The sequence below is a fragment of the Pseudomonas sp. BF-B-26 genome (assembly GCF_019956495.1).
Lineage (GTDB): Bacteria > Pseudomonadota > Gammaproteobacteria > Pseudomonadales > Pseudomonadaceae > Aquipseudomonas.
Genome location: NZ_JAHBDP010000079.1, coordinates 1 through 18,657, shown reverse-complemented (window position 1 = coordinate 18,657; position 18,657 = coordinate 1). Strand labels below are relative to the sequence as shown.

The window sequence follows — 18,657 nt, the reverse complement described above, 5'->3', positions numbered from 1 at the left end:
CAATCGATGGGATGAAGCTACGGGGCTTAAATTGCAATTTGCTGTGCTATCAATCAAATTGTTTGTTGTTATGCCAGCCATCAGTGAGGGTTATTCATGAACCTGTTCCAGCTCCGCGCATTCGATGCGGTGGCCCGCGAGGGCAGCTTCACCCGGGCCGCCGCGCGACTGTTCATCAGCCAACCGGCGGTCACCGGGCACATCAAGGCGCTGGAGGAGCATTACCAGATCACCCTGTTGCGGCGCACCGCACGACGGGTGGAGCTGACGGAGGAGGGCACCAAACTGGCCGCGATCACCCGGGCAATGTTCGGTCTGGCCGAAGAAGCGCAAGTGATGCTGGAAGCGAACCGGCAGTTGCTGACCGGGCGTCTGGAGGTGGCGGCGGACGGGCCGCACATGGTCATGCCGATGCTCGCCAGTTTGCGCGCGCGGTATCCCGGCATTACCGTGAACCTGCGGCTGGGCAATGCTCAGGAAACCTTGGCGGCGTTGTTGTCGGAGCATGCCGACGTGGCGGTGCTGACCGAGGTCGAACCGCGCAAGGGGCTGCATTTGCAAGACTTGAGCGAATCACGGATTTGTGCGCTGGTGCCTGACGGTCATCCCTGGGCGCAGATGTCCAAGGGGGTGCCGCTCAAGGCGCTGGATCAGGTGATCATGGTGTTGCGTGAGCCGAGTTCGATCACCCGGCGCACTTTCGACGAGGCGTGCGCGGCGGCGTTGGTCAGTCCACGGGTGTTGCTGGAGCTGGACAGTCGCGAGGCGGTGACCGAAGCCGTCGCCGCAGAGTTGGGGATTGGCGTGGTGTCGTCGGTGGAGGTCAGTCATGACCCGCGGGTGGCGGCGGTGCCAATTCTGGGTGAAGGGTTGGTTAACCGACACATGATTGGCTGCATGGAGCGGCGGCGGGATTTGCGCTTGATACAGGCGTTTTTCGATTTGGCACCCGCCCGATAAACCGAGGCGCGGCCTTCGCGAGCAAGCCCGCTCCCACATTTGATCGCATTTCTCCAGGAAGAACTCGGTCAAATGTGGGAGCGGGCTTGCTCGCGAAGGGGCCGGGCCTGCCTACACAAGGCTTTCGCGTACCATCTCCAGAAACGTCGCCACCACCCGCCGCGAACTCTGCTCGCGCAAGCACACCAGTGTCTCGGTCAATCGCCGTTTGCAGTCGGTAATCGGCAGCGCGCAAACCCTGGAATCTGCACCGAACTCGGCGGCCGACACCACACCGACACCAATCCCCACCACCACCGCCTCACGCGCCGCTTCCCGGCCTTCAACCTGAATCGCCGGGCGGATACGTAAGCCTGCCTGAGCCATTTCTTCTTCCAATGTCTGCCGCGTCACCGAGCCGATTTCCCGCAGCACCAACGGCGTGTCATCCAGATCCGCGAGGCAAATCGACTCGCGGTCGGCCCATGGATGATGGCGCGAAACGAACGCCACCATCGGGTCGTTGCGCAGCGGCAACGAGATCAGACGCTCGTCACTCACCTCCCGGCCCAGCAGCGCCAGATCGGCCTGGTAGTTGAACAACCGGAACAGCGATTCGTCGGTGTTGCCAGTTTCGATCTTCACGCTGATGCCGGGGTAGCGCTCACAAAAGCGAGCAATCTGCGGCAACACATGCACTGGCGCATCCACCGCGAGAATCAGGCTGCCGGTTTGCAAGGCCCTGGAGTCATGCAAGAGCTCCTGCGCCTCGGCCTCGATAACGAACAATCGTTGAGTAATGCTCAGCAACCGCTCGCCCAAATCCGTCAGCCGGACCGAACGTTTGTTGCGGTGGAACAGCAGCACACCGAAGCGCTCTTCGAGCTTGCGCACTTGGTCGGAAATCGCCGGTTGCGTGAGGAATAGCCGCTCGGCGGCTTTGGTGAAGCTTCCATGGACGGCCACGGCGTGGAAGGCTTTGAGCTGGGCGTGGGAAACCGACATCGAAACCTCCAGTAACAAGCTGAGCTTATATTGGAAATACGATAAATCGATTTCACTTATTAATCAGTAATTGTTTTTATCCACCTCAGCCCCGGTGACTGGTCAGTCGAACAGCGTCGGCGGCCATGAGCCTGTGCGTGCAACAGCAGGACTCATCTGACCGATATCGCCAAAGGGAAGCCGCGATATCGAAGTGCTCAACAATAAAAAAACAGGCGTTATTTCTCAATTTCTGCCGGCACACTCACACCCTGAGGTCAGAACCACCATGAACAAGCACATCGGCACCATCAAGCGTTGGCGCGTGCAGATCTTCGCGATCACTTGGCTCGCTTACGCCGCGTTCTACTTCACCCGCAAAGCTTTTTCCGTGGCAAAACTGGGGATCGCCGAAGACCCCACCTTCATGCTCGACAAAATGGCCATGGCCAACCTCGACGCCATCTACCTCACGGCTTATGCCATCGGGCAATTCACCTGGGGCATCCTGGCCGACCGCTTTGGCCCAAGGGTCGTAGTGTTTGGCGGGTTGTTGATTTCAGCGGCAGCAGCCTTGGTGATGGGCAGTTTTGCGACGTTGCCAATCTTCGCTACCTGCATGTTGATTCAAGGGTTTGCCCAGTCCACCGGCTGGTCCGGGCTGTGCAAGAACCTCGGTAGCTTCTTTCCCGCCGAGCAGCGCGGGCGGGTGCTGGGGTTGTGGAGTTCCTGCTACGCCTTTGGTGGGTTGGTGGCTTCGCCGTTTGCTGGCTGGTGGGCGTATACGCTGATCGGCACCTGGCATGCGGCGTTCTTTTCCAGTGCGGCGGTGGTTGGGCTGGTCGCCGTGCTGTTTTTTATTTTTCAGCGCAACAAACCCGAAGACGTTGGCTTGCCGGCGGTGGAACCGGAGCCGCAGCTGACGGCGCAAGAGGCCGACGCGCAAAGCAAGATCAGCATTCTGGAACCGTTAAAGGAAATTTTGCGCAACCGCACCGTGCTGGTTCTGGGCCTCGCGTACTTTCTGCTGAAACCGGCGCGCTACGCGATTCTGCTCTGGGGGCCGGTGATCGTCTTCGAGCAGATGCCCTCGGTGGGCAAGGTCGGCGCGGCAATCATTCCGACCGCATTTGAACTGGCCGGGTTGCTTGGGCCGATCCTGCTGGGGCTGGCTTCGGACAAACTGTTTGGCGCCCGACGCATGCCGGCGTGTGTGCTCAGCCTGTTGGCGCTGACGGTGACCCTGGCGTTGTTCATGGGCGCCCTGCATACCGGCAGCGTGATGCTGGTGGTGGCGCTGCTGTTCGTCATGGGCCTAACCCTTTATGGACCGGACTCGATGATCAGCGGCGCGGCCGCGATCGATTTCGGCACCGCCAAGGCGGGCGCCACAGCGGCCGGCTTCGTCAACGGTTGCGGTTCGGTCGGGGCGATTCTCGGCGGATTGCTGCCGGGCTACTTCGACTCGGTCACCGTGTTCATCGTCTTCGCCGGCTGCGCGCTGTTCTCGGCCCTGGTGCTGATCCCGCACTGGAACAGCCGCCCGGCTGGCCTGCGTGCCGAAAGCGCTTTCGTGCCTAACCAACGGATGACTGTAAAACCTCTGCGCAGCTGAACCCCTTTCCCTCGCGGCTTGCTGCGCCTGCGGCAGGCTAGCGGGTGGACATCTGACTGGAGATTTCCAATGAGACCCTTTTGGCTGGACCAGGCCCTGAAGGCCGATGTATCCGACACCTGCCCGGCACTGGAAGGCGACACCCGGGCCGATGTCTGCATCGTCGGCGGCGGCTACACCGGGTTGTGGACCGCGATCATGCTCAAGGAGCAGAACCCCGAACTGGATGTGCTGCTGATCGAGGCCGATATCTGCGGCGCCGGCGCCAGTGGTCGCAACGGTGGTTGTGCGCTGTCGTGGTCGGCCAAGTACTTCACCCTTGAACGGCTGTTCGGCGTCGAAGAAGCGGTGCGACTGGTCAAGGAGTCGGAGCGCAGCATCCATGCCATCGGCGCCTTTTGCGAGCAGTACGCGGTGGACGCCGATTACCGCCTCGACGGTACGCTCTACACCGCCACCAACCGTGCCCAATGCGGCTCGACCGATGCCGTGATCGCGGCGTTGGAGCGCAATGGCATCAACTCTTTCAACCAACGGCCGGTGGCCGATGTGCAACGCATGGCCGGTTCCAGCAAACATCTGGAAGGCTGGTTTTCCCCGGCGGCGGCCAGCGTGCAACCGGGCAAACTGGTGCGCGGCTTGCGCCGGGTGGCCTTACAACTCGGGGTGAGGATTCACGAGCACACCGCCATGACTGGGTTGCAGGAGGGCAAGCCTGCGGGGATACAAACCCGCAACGGCACCGTTCGCGCGGATCGCGTGGTGCTGGCGATGAACGCCTGGATGGCCCGGGCGTTTCCACAGTTCGAGCGCAGTGTGGCGATTGTTTCCAGCGACATGCTGATCACCGAACCACGACCTGATCTGCTCAACGAGATCGGCTTGACCAGCGGCGTCACCGTGCTCGATTCGCGGATTTTCGTGCACTACTACCACAACACTCCGGACGGCCGAATCATGCTCGGCAAGGGCGGCAACACCTTTGCTTACGGCGGGCGAATGTTGCCGGTGTTCGATCAGCCATCGCCCTATGCCGGTTTGTTGCAGCACAGCCTGAGCGAGTTCTTCCCCGCGTTTGCCCAGGTCAAGGTCGAGGCGACCTGGAACGGTCCGTCTGATCGATCGGTCACCGGTTTGCCGTTTTTCGGTCAGATGAGTGCCAGCGGCAACGTGTTTTATGGTTTCGGATACTCCGGCAGCGGGGTTGGCCCGTGTCATATGGGCGGGCAGATTCTCGCCTCGATGGTTCAGGGACTGGACAACGCCTGGACCCGTTCGCCTCTGGTCAACGGACCGTTGGGCTTGTTTCCGCCAGAACCGATTCGTTACCTCGGCTCCCTGATGGTGCGCAACGCCATTCGCCGCAAGGAACGCGCCGAGGATCACGGGCGCCGGCCACGGCATCTGGATGTGCGTCTGGCGAAGTTCGCGGCGGCGGCCGGCAAGGCCGACAAGGGCTGAGTGTCAGGGCATGAGGTCCGAGCGATTGACCAGCCAATCGAGCAGCAAGTGGCTATCGCGGCGTGGCTCGGGAACAGGCCGGGTGCGTGGGTGATGGCCCATGCCGACGCACAGCACCGGCCGGTCCGGATCACTGTCGAGAAAACTGATCAGGACGTCGCTGCCGCCCGTTGGCAGGTTGCACGGGTTAATCCGAGCGTCCGGCGCTGCAAGGGCCACCGGTAGCCAGAGTCCGGCAGATTCAAGCGGATCCGCTTGCGCTGTTGGCCACAGCCCGACCTGTATTCGACCTCGATCATCCAGCGCCGCCGGCTGCCCGGCAGGGCCCAGCACCCGGGCGGGCTGATAGCCCGGGATGCTCGGCCTGGTCTGTTTGAGCGCCGGCCTGAATACCGTTGACCAGGGAATGGCGGTGAACTGATTGCGGTAATGGCGGACAGTGACGGGTTTGTCGGTGGCAAGAATCGAAGGTTGTTGGCCCTGATGTCGGGTTTCGGTCAGCAGCCACTGATCGTTGAAATTCGCCAGTGGATGTTCTGACACTTGCACTATCCGTGCGCTGCGCAGTGCGCTCTGGTTGCTTTGACCGTGGATCTGCAGGTGCTGGCAACGCAGACGTTCCAGTTGTCGTCGGCTCAACTGATCGCGATGGATGTGCTCGGCCGCGGGCCGGACCCTCAGCGGCAACGGTTTGCCGAAAGCGTGGTTGGCCGCTCCCTCGTCGGGTTTTTGCGAGCCACGGTTCCTGGCTTCCAGTCGTGAGGGAAAGGGCGGCGAGTCATGGCGCTGGAGCAACTCACTGATCACCGGCACGTCAGTGTCGTCGGGCGCGTTGCCCTGGAACGGCGTAAGGACGGGGTCTTGGGGGAAACTCAGGCTGTCATCGGCCAGGACCAGCACATGCCTGTCGCGCTGATGTTCGAAGTGATAGTGAATGCCTTCTTCTTCGCACAGCCGTTGCAGCAATGCCAGATCGCTCTCCTCGTACTGAATGCAAAAAGGCCGGACGGGATAGTGTTCGTTCGACAATTCAAAGCGATAGCTCCCTGCGGGCACATCATGTTCCTCCAGCAGTTGGCGCAGGATCATCGGTACGCTGAGGTGATGAAAGACGCGGCGTGAACGCTGCCGGTCGAGCCATTGAAGGTAGGGCACCAGCACCAGTTTGTAGCCGATCCGGTGTGGGCCGCGATGCTCGCGACTGGCACTGTGAAGTACGCCATGAATTCCCTGGCCCTCCATCAGGCTGAGGAACACCGGCTGCTGCAGCAATCGGTCGAGGTTCATGGCCGGTGCGAGGCCGATCGCTTCGATGTCGAATCGATAGGGCTGGTTGAGGGCTTCTCGGCCACTGAATTGCAACACCTGCAAACTCAAATCGCCGTCGAGAAGTGTCAGGGTGAAGGGACTTTCCTTGTCGTTGTGCATCGAGCGCGCTTCTGCCATGGAATTCGGGCGCAGAGGGTACGAAACCACAGCCCTTTATGGTCACCGCAAATCGAAGTTTCAGAAACGCCCTACAACTGCCGGTGAAGATGTCGATTGGTCATGCGGGTAAACAGGGTGGATTTTTTGGTCGATTGCCAACTTTAGGGCGTATAAACTTGCGCCATGCGTCGGCCAATAGATGTCTCGGCGCCATAGATCAAGAGAGTGAGTAATGGGCGCACAGTGGAAGGTTAAACACAAAGAAGCGGCATCTAACGCCAAGGGCAAGATCTTCGGCAAACTGGTAAAAGAAATCACCATCGCGGCCCGAAACGGCGCCGATACTGCCACCAACGCACACCTGCGTCTGGTGGTCGAGCAGGCCAAGAAAGCCTCGATGCCCAAGGAAACCCTGGATCGCGCGATCAAGAAAGGCGCGGGCCTGTTGGGTGAAACCGTGCAATACCATCGCGTGACCTATGAAGGTTTCGCACCGCATCAGGTGCCGCTGATCGTTGAATGCGTGACCGACAACATCAACCGCACCGTCGCTGAAATCCGCGTTGCGTTCCGCAAGGGCCAATTGGGCGCTTCCGGTTCGGTAGCGTGGGACTTCAACCATGTCGGCATGATCGAGGCGTCCCCGGACAGCCCTGACGCCGATCCGGAAATGGCCGCCATCGAAGCCGGCGCCCAGGATTTCGAGCCAGGTGATGAAGAGGGCACGACCCTGTTCCTGACCGAGCCTGCGGACCTGGACGCTGTGCAGAAAGCCCTGCCCGAGCAAGGGTTCACCGTGTTGTCGGCCAAGTTGGGTTACCAGCCGAAAAACCCGGTCAGCGGTCTGAGCGATGAGCAGATGGCTGAAGTCGAAGCCTTCCTCGAAGGCCTCGATAACCACGATGACGTGCAGGACATGTTTGTCGGGTTGGCGGGGTAATTTGATTTTTCAGTGACACCGCTTTCGCGAGCAAGTCGAATCGTCGCACCGCCGCTCCCACATTTATCTGTGTTAAACACATATTTTGCTATTAACAGAGATTAAATGTGGGAGCGGCGGTGCGACGATTCGACTTGCTCGCGAATGACCGCGTAGCGGTCACCGATTTTCCAGTATTCGCACAATCTCCGCGAACCCCGGTCGCTCCAGCACCTGCGGCTGACAGCAGCGCTGCTGCAATTGCTCCAGCTGCACACGACCTTCATCGCTCAACCCTGAGTCGATCCGCTCCAACAATTCCCCCAGCAAAACACCAAACGCCCGCACTTCTATCCGTTGCAGCGCACGGCTTTCAAGGCTGTCCGAGAGGGCATGGAAAGACGCGGCGCCAAAATCCCCCAGCAGACAATCACCGTGCTCGTTCCACAAAATGTTGTGGCCGTAGAGGTCGCCGTGGGTGATGCCATGCTGGTGCAAATGTTCGGCTGCCGAGGCGATGCCACAGGCGATCCGCAATGCCACGCCAGCGCTGAACCGGGTGTCGTTGGCGTAAACGTCGCGGGTGCATGACGCCAGGCTCGGCAGCCCGGCCAGATTGCGGTAGCTCGGATCGATCAATTGCATTACCAGCCCGGCCTGGGCTTCTGGATGCTCGACGACTCGCCCTTCAACCCGGATCAGGTTGGGGTGACAACCTGCGGTGATGCAGGCGTTCATTTCGTGCAACGGCGAGCCATCGCTGGTCATTTCGCCTTTGTAGAGTTTGACCGCGACCTGTGTGGCCGGCTGGTCCGGTCGATCCCACATGGCCCGATGAATCACTCCTGAGGCGCCTTCGCCCAGTTGCTGCTCCAGTCGCAGTTCAGACCAGGGAATGCGGGGCGTGGCTTCGAGAGCGGCCGCATCGGCTTCGGTCTCCAGCGGGTTACCGGCGTACGCCAGCCAGGTCAGGCTGGGCAGGGACAGCAGCCACTCGGGCAACTCGCTCAACTGATTGGCGGCGATGCGGATCAGTTCGAGTCGATGGCAATGACGCAAGCTCTGCGGCAAACGTTGCAAGCGGTTGCCAGCCAGCATGAGTTTTTGCAGGTGCGGGCGTTCACCCAACTCGGCCGGCAGTTCAGTGATGCAGTTATCAGTCAGGATCAGCCAGCGCAGCAACGGTGGCAGGGCGGCACCTGGCACGCGCTCGATGCGGTTGGCCTTGAAGCCGATCATCGTCAGCGCGGCGCAGTGGCCCAGACAGTCGGGCAGTTCGGTGAACAGATTGTCCGAGCAGAACAACACGCGCAAACGGGTCAGGCGGTGCAAGTCGTCCGGCAGACTGCTCAAGGCATTGCCGCTGAGGTTGAGGACTTCCAGCGAGTCCGCCAGGTCGAAGATTTCTCGCGGAAACTCCGTCAGGCCGCCGGTGAGGTCCAGGCGGGTGATGCCCGACAGTTGGCCGGCGCGCAGTTGGGCAAGGGTATCCATGAACAGATTCACTCTTGATCGAGAGGAGGGCGCGGAGGCCTGGAAACGGGCGACATGATACCGGCAAATGTGTGATGTCTGTCAGGCCGCCTTCGCGAGCAAGTCGAATCGTCGCACCGCCGCTCCCACATTGGAATGCGATCAACTGTGGGAGCGGGCTTGCTCGCGAAGGCGGCCTGACAGACACCACAAAACTTACGGCCCCCTGACTTCGACCAATTGCCCCAACCGGCTGCGCGTGCGCGCCAGATCGATGGCATCGCCGCCCAGGCTTTCGCGCAAAGACCGCTGGCCGAGCAGAATCAGGTGCTTGTCCTGGTCGTACAGGACGTCGACCAGATTGATGAAGCGCTGCTGGGCGGCGATGGAACACTCGGCGAGGTTGGGCAGTTTATCGATGAACCAATGATCGAAACGTCGGCACAGCTCCAGGTAATCCATGACCGCTGTGGGGTGGTCGCACAGATCGCCGAAGGTGAAACCGATGGTTCGCCCTTCGCAGTGTCGGGCCTGAAGATTGCGTGTCCCGACGGGCAGTTGAATGGCCGGCGCGTCGCGTTCGGGCAGGTTCAACGACTGACGCTGCGCCACCGTGGCCGGCCAGACGTACTGGCCTTGGGTAAACAGCTGCTGGGCGTGGGTTCTCGCCTGACTGCGGTAGTCGTGGGGGCCGCCGACCTCCATGACCTGCATGCGAGCGTTGATCAGGTCGATCGCCGGTTTGAAGCGCGCGTGGTACAGCGGGTTGGGCAGCAGTCCTTCCGGTGGGTAGTTGGATGTGACCAGCAGCAGGATGCGTCGGCGGAACAATGCCTTGAACAGCCGGGTAATGAGCATCGCATCGCCGATGTCATGGACGTGAAACTCGTCGAAACACAGCACCCGGCAATCGCGCAGCTGTTCGTCGAGGGTGGTTTCCAGTGCATCGGGTTGATCGCGATGAGTGAACATTCCCTGGTGAAGGTCCGCAAAAAAACCATGAAAATGCAGGCGCTGTTTTTCCGCAATGGGAAGGGCCTGGAAAAAACCGTCGAGCAGCCAGCTCTTGCCGCGACCCACAGCGCCGTGCAGATAAAGGCCGGGAAGCGTTTTTGCCGAGGTGCCCGACAGCGCTGCGGCGTGTTGCGCCATGCAGTCGATGACGCGCAGTTGGCTATGGCTGAGGGTGTAACCCTGGGTGTGGGCCTTGCGGTGGAAGTAGTCGTGGATGACTCGACCGGTTGCGGTGTTACCGGCGGATGCCGTCGATGAGTTGCCGAACAAGCGGCGAAGCGCAGGCCAGCGTGGCGTGAGTCGCGAGCGGTTTGGCGGTCGAACGGCCACTGTGATTTCACCCCGTAATTTGCACGCCGGCTCCCCCGAGCTGCGGCGGCGTAGTGTAACCAAACGGGGAATTTTCATTCCAGTTCTGTCGACGAAAGCGCTGGTGGCGAGGGCGCTTTCCTGAGGTCAGTCAGTCAAGCGCGAAACCTGTGGGAGCGGGCTTGAACGCGAAGGCGGTGTGTCAGTCACCCTTTCGGTTGCCTGACCTTACGCATTCGCGGGCAAGCCCGCTCCCACAAGGTTTGCTGTGTTACCTCGATGGTGTTGTATCCGCTGGTTACCGCTCGATACTACGATTCCACCGCGCATTCCATGCCGGGCGCTGTTCGTTGACCTGATCCCAATCGATCGCAATGGCAGTGGTCAGGTACTGCTTCATCGCCTCCACCTGGCCGCGAGTCTTGTCGGTGGTCGGGGTATTCGGGTTGGACGGGATCTGGTCGCCGTCTTCAAGCGCAGCGGCCTGCGCTTCAGGTGTCAGCAAGAAAGCAGCGAGTTTTTGCGCCAGTTCCGGCTGAGTGTTGTTGGCGATGGCACATTCGGCCACGTTGAGCACCACGGCGCCTTCCTTCGGTTGCGCATATTCCACCGGCATGCCCTTGAGTTTCAGGGCGGTGACCTGGGTCGGCGTCAGCGGGAACAGCGCGGCTTCGTCGGTCTGAAGCATTTCGGAAATCTTCGCCGAGCTCGGAATGTACTCCAGCACGTTGCGCCCGACGGTGTTCGGCCACGCCTTGAAGCCTGGCTCGACGTCGGTTTCGCTGCCGCCCTGAATCCGGTTGAACATCAAGAACCCGTGCAGGCCAAAGGTCGAGGAGGCCATCGACTGGAACACCAGTTTGTCCTTGAAGCGCGGGTCGGCCATGTCCATCCACGAGGTCGGCGCGGTCCAGCCTTTCTCCTTGAACAGACGCGTGTTGTACGCCAGCCCGGTCACGCCGAGGCTGACCGCCACCGCTTGATCCTTGATGCGGCCCTTGGCCGGAATCTGCGCCAGCGGTGCGCTGTCTTCGAGTTTGTCGCACAGCCCCATGGCGATGGCGCGGTACATGATGCCGTCGTCGAGGAACATCACGTGCATCTGCGGGTTGCCTTTGCTGGCCTGGACCTTGGCCAGAATATCGGCGGAGGTGCCGGGCACGATCACCACTTTGACGTTGTTGGCCTTCTCGAAAACCGGCAGCACCTTGTCGGCGTAGAGCCGCTCCATGGTCCCGCCGTTCATGCCCAGGTAAAGCGTCGGTTCGGCCTGGGCCTGGGTGGCGGCGAGCAGGGCGCCCAGGCAGGAGATACCGAGCAGTGCAGTGCGTTTGACGTTATTCATTAGCGCGACCTTCCTCTATCAAGCAACGGAGATGGAGTGAAACCGGGTGATGGAAAACGCATCCAGCGACGTTTTTGAGGCGCCGCTGCAGATGATTTCGGTGAGCGCCTGGCCCACCGCGGGGCCGATCTGAAACCCCGCACCGGCAAAGCCGAACGCGTGCAACAGACCGGGTTGAGTGCCACTGTGGCCGATCACCGGTTGGCGATCGGGCAGGTAACCTTCGGTGCCGCTCCAGGTACGAATCGCCTGGGCGCCTTCAAGAAACGGATAAAGCTCGACCGCCTGACGCAGGATCTCGATTACCGCGTGCTGGCCCGGCCGGGCGCGGGCACCGTCGAGGGCAAACCCCTGGCCGCCACCCAACACACAATTGCCGCGAGCGACCTGACGGGCATAGATACCGCCGCCCTCGACCCCGGTGCTGGCATTCATCACCAGCGGCAACGGCTCGGTGACCAGCATCGCCGGGTGCCCGGCGTGCATCGGCACTTTCTCACCGAACTGTTCTGCCACGGTGCCGGCCCAGGCTCCGGCGCAATTCAGCAGCCAGGGCGCCTGCAGCTCCAGACCGGTTTGAGTGCTGATACGAAAGCGTTGGCCATCGTGTTCCACCGCTGTCACCGGGCATTGTTCATGGACCTGGGCGCCATGTCGCCGCGCCGCCCGGGCAAACGCCGGGGACACCAGTCGCGGGTTGGCATGACCGTCACCGGGGCAAAACGAGGCACCGACCGCCACCTCGCCGACCCACGGAAAACGTGCGCGTAATTCACTGCGATCGAGTACCTGCAAGTCGAGGCCAAAGCCCCGGCTGCTGGCGGCATAGTCTTGCAAGGCGTGCAGATCGTTGAGGCTGCGGGCCAGCTTCAGGTGGCCGCTGCGCTGATACTCACCGTCGATGCCAATCAGCTGCGGCAGTTGTCCCCATATGTCGTGGGCCCGCTGCGACAGCGGCAGTTGCGAGAGTGGTCGCCCCTGGCGCCGCACGCCGCCGTAGTTCACGCCGCTGGAATGCGAGCCACAAAAGTCCCGCTCCAGCAGCGCCACGCGACGCCCGGCCTTGCTCAGAAACAGCGCGGCGCAGGCGCCGACAATTCCGCCGCCGATGATGACGGCATCGACTTCGATCATGACTCGACCTCCAGACCAAACGGCAGGGGTTTGATGGGGGCCTGAGCCCGAAGCCTGCCGATGTCGGACACGCAGCGCTGACTTTCGCAGGCAATGATTTCCGCGGCGGCGGCGCCACACATCCGTCCCTGACAGCGGCCCATGCCGACCCGGCAATGCGCCTTGACCCGGTTGATCTCCCAATGACCCTCGCGCACAACCTGGCGGATGTCGCCAGCCCGCACTTCTTCGCAACGGCAGATCATCACGTCATTCGGGGCATCGGCGGCCCAATGCTCGGGAAAGACGAAGGCCCGTTCCAGACCTTGGCGGAAGGTATCGATCCGTCCCAGCGCCTGCTCCAATTGAGCCCCACGTTGCGGCGGGATCAGGTAACCGATGTCTTCGAGCAACGCCAGGGCCGCGCGCTCGCCGGCCATTTCCGCCGCGTCGGCGCCCATGATGCCGGCGCCGTCACCGGCCAGGTAAACCTCGGCGACACTGCTGCGACCGGCGCTGTCGCGTTGCGGCAGCCAGGCGCGGTTGAGCGGGTTCCAGGCGAATTCACAGCCGAGCAGGTCGGCGAGTTGGGTTTCACTGCGCAGACCGTGGGCGAAGGCGACGGCGTCGCACTCCAGAGGCTGATCGCCCTTGGCGTTGCGCCAGGTCAGCGATTGCACCCGCTGTTCGCCGTTGATGCCTGTGAGGCTGGCGCCCTGATGCACCGGGATGCCGTGGGCGGTCAACCAACTGCGGTAATAGATGCCTTTGGCCAAGGTGGCCGGTTGCGAGAACAGGCCGGGCAGGGCGCGGGCCTGAGCGCTGAACGGCGAGCTGTCGAGCACCGCGACCACCTTGGCGCCGGCCTTGGCGTATTGATACGCCACCAGGTACAGCAACGGCCCGCTGCCGGCGAACACCACGCGTTCACCGATGGCGCAGCCTTGAAACTTGAGGGCGATCTGCGCAGCGCCGAGGCTGTAAACCCCCGGAAGGGTCCAGCCTGGCACCGGCAGAATCCGGTCGGTGGCGCCCGTGGCGACGATCACCCGGGAGAACGCCAGCCGAGCGGCGCGGCCTTCATGCAAGGTGTCGAGCGCACCGTCCTCGGCGTTCCATACCAACGTCTCGGGGCGGTAATCGAGTTGCTCGCGCAGCGCGTCGATCGTCTGATGCAGCGCGTTGGCCTTGCCAACTTCGAAGCCATACAGCTTGACTGGCGAGCGCTTGAAATTTGCTGGTTGGCGACGATAAATCTGCCCGCCACCGCGTGCGGCTTCGTCCAGCAGCACCGGGCGAACGCCGTGGGCGACCAATGTTTGCGCTGCCCGAATCCCGGCCGGACCCGCACCGATGATGACCACCGAATTCATACCCAACCCCCTGTGGGAGCGGGCTTGCTCGCGAAGGGGGCGGTACATTCAAAAAGTGTGGTGGCTGACACGACGCTTTCGCGAGCAAGCCCGCTCCCACAATTGATGCGGGGTGCCCCCGGCTTTCGTGAACACCGCCGACCCCCTGTGGGAGCGGGCTTGCTCGCGAAGGGGGCGGCACATTCAACAGATGTGTTGGCCGACAGACCGCTATCGCGAGCAGGCTCGCTCCCACAATTGATGCGGGGTGCCCCCGGGTGTTGTGAACGCTGCCGATCCCTTGTGGGAGCGAGCCTGCTCGCGAAGGGGGCGGTACATTCAAAAAGTGTGGTGGCTGACACGACGCTTTCGCGAGCAAGCCCGCTCCCACAATTGATGCGGGGTGCCCCCGGCTTTCGTGACCGTTGCCGATCCCTTGTGGGAGCGAGCCTGCTCGCGATGACGGTTGGACATTCAACATTAATGCTGGCAGACAGATTGCAATCGCGAGCAGGCTCGCTCCCACAGGGGATACGGTTTTTGCTGGTAGGAAAGGTGTTCATAGGGGCCTCCCCGGTTCGCGGCTGATCTGCTGTCCGGCTTCGAGCAACGTCGAGCAGGCGCGCACGCGTCGACCATCGCCCAGCCTTACCCAGCAGTCCTGACACGCACCCATCAGGCAGAATCCGGCGCGGGGTTCGGCGCTGAAGTCGCTGCCGCGCAAGTGTTCGCTGCAGGTCAGCACCGCCGTCAGCAAGGTGTCGCCGAGCAGGCCGGTGGCCGGTGTGCCATCGAGGGTAAAGTCCAGGGCCGGGCGGTCGCCTTCGGCCAGTCGTTTCAGCAGAGCCATGGCGCCCTCATTGTTTGCCCACCAGAACCCGATCGAGGCCGTAGACCCGGTCGAGCAGAATCATCGTCAACGCAGTCAGCGCAATCACCAGTGCCGACACCGCCGCCATCATCGGATCGATGGATTCGGTGGCGTACACATACATCCGCACTGGCAGAGTTTGCGTGGCCGGCGAGGTGACGAAAATCGACAGCGTGACCTCATCAAAACTGTTGATGAACGCCAGCAGCCAGCCCCCGGCGACCCCCGGCAGAATCATCGGCAAGGTGATTTCCCGGAACAGCGTGAAGCGCCCGGCACCGAGCGATTGCGCGGCGTGTTCGGCGCTGCGATCCAGGCCGATGGCCGACGCCAGCACAAGGCGCAACACGTACGGTGTGATCACCAGCACGTGGGCGAAAATCAGCCAGGCGAAGCTGCCGTTGACGCCCATCAGCGCAAACAAGCGCAGCAACGCCACACCCAGCACCAGGTGCGGAATGATGATCGGCGACAGGAACAGACCGTTGAAAAAGTCGCGGCCGGGGAACTCGAAGCGGGTGATCGCCAGCGCCGCCGGCACCGCAATCAGCGTCGCCAGACTGGCCGCGCAAAACGCCAGGATCAGGCTGTTGTAGAACGCATCGACAAAGTCAGCACGCTCGAACACCGCGCGGAACCAGCGCAGGGAAAACTCAGTGGTCGGCAGGCTCAGGGTGTTTTCCGGGGTAAAGGCCACAAGGCAGACCACCACCAGCGGCGCCAGCATGAACAGCACCACCAGGGTATGGAACAGCAGGGCGAAAGGACCGTTCTTGGACATGACGAGTTATCCCAATGACTTCTTGTAGCGGCCTTCGATCATCCGGTTCCACGACAGCATGATCAGCAGGTTGAGCAACAGCAGGGCCACGGCGATGGCCGCGCCCATCGGCCAGTTGAGCTCCGACAGGTACTGGTCGTAGATCAGCGTGGCGACCATTTTTATCCGGCGTCCGCCGAGCAGGCCGGGGATGGCAAACGAGCTCGCCGCCAGCCCGAACACGATCAAAGTGCCGGAGAGCACGCCCGGCATGATCTGCGGCAGCACCACTTGGCGCATCACGGTGAAGTGGCTGGCGCCGAGGGACATCGCGGCCTGCTCGGCCGCCGGGTCGAGTTTTTGCAGCGAGGTCCAGACCGGAATGATCATGAACGGCAGCATCACGTGGACCAGCGCAATCACCACCGCGAACGGCGTGTAGAGCAGTTTCATCGGCGAGCCGCCGAAGGCTTGCAGGGTCTGGTTGACCAGGCCGTCGGCGCCGAGCAACAGGCTCCAGCCGAAAGCGCGCACCACCACCGAAATCAACAGCGGGGTGAGGATCAGAATCAGGAAAATCGAGCGCCACGGCGTGCCCATGCGGCTGAGGATGTAGGCCTCGGGAACGCCGATCACCACGCAGAGCAGGGTGGTCAGGGCGCTGATCCACATCGTGCGCAAAAAGATTTCGTAGAAGTACGGATCGCCCAGCAGGCTGCTGTAGTGGTCGAGGGTGTAGGCGTCGCCGTTGATCCCCGAGCTGTAGTCGAAGACGTTGAACGACAGCACCAAGGTCAGCAGCAATGGGATAACCAGCAGGCTGAGATACAAGGCCAGGGCCGGTGCCGACAGCCAGTAACCCTGGCGTCCCTGGCGAATGGCGACAAGCGTACTCATGCCGGCACCTCGTCGACACTCAGCACACGCAGCAGCGTTGCGTCCCAATCGAGCCCGACCGCCGAGCCTTCGGTGAGCGGTGCCGAACCGTCGTTGCGGCGCACTACGCTGAGTTCGCCCAAGGTTGTCGAGACGCCATACAGCCATTGGCTGCCGAGAAAGAAGCGGCTGACGATGTTGCCTTGCAGGCGGCCTTGGCCTTTGTCCCGCAGATCGATTTTTTCCGGACGCAGACTCAAGGTCAATTCGCCGCCGCCGCGGCTGCACACTTGAACGACACCGGCGCTGTCCCGCTCGCCCGGCAACAGATTGGCCTTGCCGACGAACCCGGAAATGAACTCGGTGCGCGGGTGTTCGTAAAGGGTGTACGGCGCGTCGATCTGGGTGATGCGCCCGGCCTGCATCACCACCACCCGGTCGCTGATGGACAGTGCTTCGGACTGGTCATGGGTGACCATCAGCGTGGTGATCCCGACTTCGCGCTGGATGCGGCGGATCTCGAATTGCATTTCTTCGCGCAGGTTGGCGTCGAGGTTGGACAGCGGCTCATCGAGCAGCAGCACCGGCGGCTCGATCACCAGGGCCCGAGCCAATGCAACACGCTGACGCTGGCCGCCGGAGAGTTCTCGCGGGTAACGCTCGGCGTGCTGGTTGAGGCGCACCAGTTTCAGCACCCGGTCCACCCGCTGCTGCAACTCGCCGCTGGCCACTTTGCGCATGCGCAGGCCGAAGGCGACGTTGTCTTTCACGGTCATGTGCGGGAACAGCGCGTAACTCTGGAACACCACGCCCAGACCACGGCTGGCGGGTTTGGCGTGGGTGATGTCGCGACCGTCCAGCACAATGCGGCCGCTGCTGACTTCGACGAAGCCGGCGATCATTTGCAGGGTGGTGGTTTTACCGCAGCCGGAGGGGCCGAGCAGCGAGACGAACTCGCCTTTCTCGACCGAGAGGTTGGTGGCAACAACGGCGTCGATCTCGCCGTAACGTTTGCCGAGTCCTTCAAGTTGCACAAAAGCCATAACTGCGCTCCACCTGAGATTGTTATGCGTCGCCCGAAGGCGCGCTTTTTTGTATGGGCAGATACGAAAAGGTCTTGCTGGGTGCGTTGGCGCTCGACTTCTGTCGGCTGCCGCTGTTGTTCGAATCGCCCCTGTCTGGACGCAGAGTAGGACGAAGAATAGGATGGGCTCAATGGCCTATTTCACTGAAGCGATGACTATTTTCAGTTTCATTCGGTGAGTAAATTAAAACTCGAGAAAACCCATGACAGATTCCATTGAGCGGAATGAAAGCAAAAGTGATGTCGGTGTTGGCGCGGTCTCCAGACTGTTTGCCGTGCTGCGCAGTCTGGGTGACACCGTCGAGGGCGGGGAGCGGGTGACGCAACTGGCCCAGCGCATCGGTTTGTCACAACCGACCACGCACCGATTGCTGCGCAGCCTGATGGATGAGGGCATGGTCGAGCAGGATGCGCGCAGCAAACGCTATCGCTTGAGCCTGGAGTTCTTTGCCTTGGCGGCCCGCGCCGGGAACACCGGCAACCTGCGCGAACTGGTGCGTCCGGCGTTGCTGCGGCTGTCGGCGTCGTTGGGGGATTCGTTGTTTTTACTGGCGCGCAGTGGTTTTGATGCGATCTGCCTGGACCGCAGTGAAGGGCCGTTTCCGATCCGCACCTTTACCGGTGACATCGGCGGCCGGGTGGCGCTGGGCGTGGGGCAGGGCAGCCTGGCGATTCTGGCGTTCCTGCCGGAAGAAGAGCGCGACACGGTGATTCACTACAACTTGCCGAGGCTCAAGGATTTCCACCTGTACGACGAGGTGTTCCTGCGCTCGGAAGTCGAGAACGTGCGCAAGCTCGGTTATGCCGGGCGCAACACCGGCGTGTTGCAGGGCATGGCCGGGGTGGCGGTGCCGATTCTGGATCGTGAAGGGCGAGCGGTCGCAGCGTTGAGTGTGGCCACCGTGAGCGATCGGCTGGGACCGGATCGCTTGCCGACGGTGGTGGAAATGCTCAAGCGCGAAGCGGCGCTGATCGGACCTCGGATCAATCCGTTCGACCCGTTGCTGCGTAGGCCTTCGCAAGTGTTCGGGCAGGGCTGAAACCGCCACAAATCCCCTGTGGGAGCGGGCTTGCTCGCGAAAGCGGTGTGACAGTCGACATAAATCTTGAATGT

16 protein-coding genes are annotated in these 18,657 nt (G+C 61.9%); 5 read left to right on the top strand and 11 right to left on the bottom strand.

Translation table 11 applies throughout. The annotated features are described in order from the left end of the window. The first annotated feature begins 96 nt into the window (after positions 1-96). Positions 97-960, top strand: a complete 864-nt coding sequence (locus tag KGB03_RS16575) for a LysR substrate-binding domain-containing protein (RefSeq protein ID WP_223527664.1) — start codon at positions 97-99, stop codon at positions 958-960. A 111-nt stretch (positions 961-1,071) separates the two neighbouring features. Here KGB03_RS16575 and KGB03_RS16570 read toward each other — a convergent pair whose 3' ends face one another. After that, the gene (locus tag KGB03_RS16570) at positions 1,072-1,944 is read right to left on the bottom strand and encodes a LysR family transcriptional regulator (RefSeq protein ID WP_111449071.1); all 873 of its coding nucleotides are present in this window, start codon (positions 1,942-1,944) and stop codon (positions 1,072-1,074) included. Between the two features lie 268 nt (positions 1,945-2,212). Between KGB03_RS16570 and KGB03_RS16565 the strand changes: the two genes are divergently transcribed. After that, a complete protein-coding gene (locus tag KGB03_RS16565; protein ID WP_218535704.1) occupies positions 2,213-3,538 on the top strand; it encodes an MFS transporter in 1,326 nt (441 codons plus the stop codon). Positions 3,539-3,607: 69 nt separating this feature from the next. After that, positions 3,608-4,999, top strand: a complete 1,392-nt coding sequence (locus tag KGB03_RS16560) for an FAD-dependent oxidoreductase (RefSeq protein ID WP_223527662.1) — start codon at positions 3,608-3,610, stop codon at positions 4,997-4,999. 3 nt (positions 5,000-5,002) lie between these two features. On the opposite strand, the gene KGB03_RS16555 is transcribed toward KGB03_RS16560, so the two are convergent. Beyond that, positions 5,003-6,427: a type VI secretion system Vgr family protein gene (locus tag KGB03_RS16555; RefSeq protein WP_223527661.1), complete on the bottom strand. Its 1,425-nt coding sequence runs from the start codon at positions 6,425-6,427 to the stop codon at positions 5,003-5,005. Between the two features lie 232 nt (positions 6,428-6,659). On the opposite strand from KGB03_RS16555, the gene KGB03_RS16550 reads away from it, so the two are divergent. Continuing rightward, positions 6,660-7,367 (top strand): YebC/PmpR family DNA-binding transcriptional regulator, encoded by a 708-nt coding sequence (locus KGB03_RS16550; protein ID WP_008148440.1) that lies wholly within the window; start codon positions 6,660-6,662, stop codon positions 7,365-7,367. 159 nt (positions 7,368-7,526) lie between these two features. Here the strand turns inward: KGB03_RS16550 and KGB03_RS16545 are convergent, their stop codons facing one another. From KGB03_RS16545 to KGB03_RS16505, 9 genes are all read right to left on the bottom strand, one after another. After that, on the bottom strand, positions 7,527-8,840 hold the full coding sequence (locus tag KGB03_RS16545; RefSeq protein WP_223527655.1) for a leucine-rich repeat-containing protein kinase family protein: 1,314 nt from the start codon (positions 8,838-8,840) through the stop codon (positions 7,527-7,529). Positions 8,841-9,035: 195 nt separating this feature from the next. Further along, positions 9,036-10,163, bottom strand: coding sequence for a cell division protein ZapE (gene zapE, locus KGB03_RS16540; protein ID WP_223527653.1), 1,128 nt, complete (start codon positions 10,161-10,163; stop codon positions 9,036-9,038). A gap of 277 nt (positions 10,164-10,440) precedes the next feature. Continuing rightward, positions 10,441-11,487 (bottom strand): ABC transporter substrate-binding protein, encoded by a 1,047-nt coding sequence (locus KGB03_RS16535; RefSeq protein ID WP_102616487.1) that lies wholly within the window; start codon positions 11,485-11,487, stop codon positions 10,441-10,443. A gap of 18 nt (positions 11,488-11,505) precedes the next feature. Continuing rightward, positions 11,506-12,621, bottom strand: coding sequence for an NAD(P)/FAD-dependent oxidoreductase (locus KGB03_RS16530; protein ID WP_223527651.1), 1,116 nt, complete (start codon positions 12,619-12,621; stop codon positions 11,506-11,508). Next, complete coding sequence (locus KGB03_RS16525) at positions 12,618-13,973, bottom strand: NAD(P)/FAD-dependent oxidoreductase (protein WP_223527649.1); 1,356 nt, start codon at positions 13,971-13,973, stop codon at positions 12,618-12,620. Before KGB03_RS16525 ends, KGB03_RS16530 begins: the two co-directional genes overlap by 4 nt. 538 nt (positions 13,974-14,511) lie before the next feature. Continuing rightward, positions 14,512-14,802: a (2Fe-2S)-binding protein gene (locus KGB03_RS16520; RefSeq protein ID WP_192410481.1), complete on the bottom strand. Its 291-nt coding sequence runs from the start codon at positions 14,800-14,802 to the stop codon at positions 14,512-14,514. A 7-nt stretch (positions 14,803-14,809) separates the two neighbouring features. Further along, positions 14,810-15,604, bottom strand: a complete 795-nt coding sequence (locus KGB03_RS16515) for an ABC transporter permease (protein WP_056740278.1) — start codon at positions 15,602-15,604, stop codon at positions 14,810-14,812. Positions 15,605-15,610: 6 nt separating this feature from the next. Further along, the gene (locus KGB03_RS16510; protein ID WP_223527647.1) at positions 15,611-16,480 is read right to left on the bottom strand and encodes an ABC transporter permease; all 870 of its coding nucleotides are present in this window, start codon (positions 16,478-16,480) and stop codon (positions 15,611-15,613) included. Then, a complete protein-coding gene (locus tag KGB03_RS16505) occupies positions 16,477-17,502 on the bottom strand; it encodes an ABC transporter ATP-binding protein (RefSeq protein ID WP_223527645.1) in 1,026 nt (341 codons plus the stop codon). The genes KGB03_RS16510 and KGB03_RS16505 overlap by 4 nt, the downstream gene beginning before the upstream one ends. Positions 17,503-17,746: 244 nt before the next feature. Here KGB03_RS16505 and KGB03_RS16500 point away from each other — a divergent pair, with 244 nt between their 5' ends. Then, the gene (locus tag KGB03_RS16500; protein ID WP_008148459.1) at positions 17,747-18,583 is read left to right on the top strand and encodes an IclR family transcriptional regulator; all 837 of its coding nucleotides are present in this window, start codon (positions 17,747-17,749) and stop codon (positions 18,581-18,583) included. Positions 18,584-18,657: the final 74 nt, after the last annotated feature.